Raw genomic sequence first — 1,208 nt, forward strand, 5'->3', positions numbered from 1 at the left:
GACCTAAAGTGCTTCTCATAACCGTAAAACTTCTCAGACTTAAGAATGCCAAAGAAGGACTCCATCATGCCGTTGTCTGGGCTGTTACCCTTACGTGACATGGATGCTTGAATTCCCTTATTCTCTAGAAACCGATGATAAGAATCATGTTGGTATTGCCAGCCTTGGTCACTATGGAGAATCGTATTCTCATAGTGTTTCTCTGTGAATGCCTGTTCTAACATCGTTTTTACTTGTTCTAAACTAGGCGAACAAGAAAGATTAAAAGCAATAATTTCGCTGTTAAAGCCATCTAAAACTGGTGATAAGTAGAGTTTTTGACTGCTTGCTGGAATGGCAAACTCTGTCACATCCGTATAGCACTTTTCCATTGGCCTCGATGCTTCAAACTGGCGTTGAATGAGATTCTCTGCTTTCTTGCCAATCTCTCCTTGGTAGGAAGAATACTTCCGTTTTCGACGGATACGAGCTGTTAAACCAAGATTTTTCATCAGACGTTGGACCTTCTTATGGTTTACTATATACCACGATTCCTCAATTCAAGAGTTATTCGGCGATAGCCATAGTTGCCTTTATGCTCACTATAAATGGCTTGTATTTCGTCCTTTAGCTCTTTGTCCTTATCTGGTTGATATAGCTATTTCAACTGATAATGGTAAGTTGAGCGAGGTAAACGAGCCGCTTCAAGAAGTAAATCTAGTCGAAATCCTTCTGAAACCATTTCTCTAACTGTCTCTGTCTTTCTCGCTCTAAGGCCTCGTCCCTTTCCTCTAACTCTTTTAACTTTTTTAGGTAGGCCACCTCAGTACGTAAGCGTTCATTCTCTTCCTGAAATCGCTCTAGTTCTGTCATTTCTTCCCGAGTTTTCTTCCGTTTACGTCTCATTTTAGCTGGTCTCCCTCTTGTTTTATCAACAATAGTATACCCGTTTTTTTGTATTGTGCCTGCCAATTCGAAAGTAATCCACTACTTGGAAGAGCATAATCAAGACTAACACTTCTATGTGAACAACCTTCCAGCAGAACTTTATCTATCATTTCTTGTTTTAGTTCTGGAGAATAATAATGACTCTTCCCTTTTTTGACGATTTCTATTCCGTAACGATCAATCAATCGGACTAAGTACTTAAGATTTGAAAGGTTCATTCCATATTTATCTAACAGTCGCTTGAAGCTGATTCCTTGTTTTCTTAGTTCATAGATTTGAAC

1 pseudogene is annotated in these 1,208 nt (G+C 39.2%); it reads right to left on the reverse strand.

Annotated features, from left to right (window positions below):
* Positions 1–1,208 (reverse strand): annotated as a pseudogene (locus HMPREF2766_RS10145) (IS3 family transposase); the annotation flags it as partial.

Origin of the sequence: Streptococcus sp. HMSC076C08, from assembly GCF_001810825.1 — a bacterium.
Classification (GTDB): Bacteria; Bacillota; Bacilli; order Lactobacillales; family Streptococcaceae; genus Streptococcus.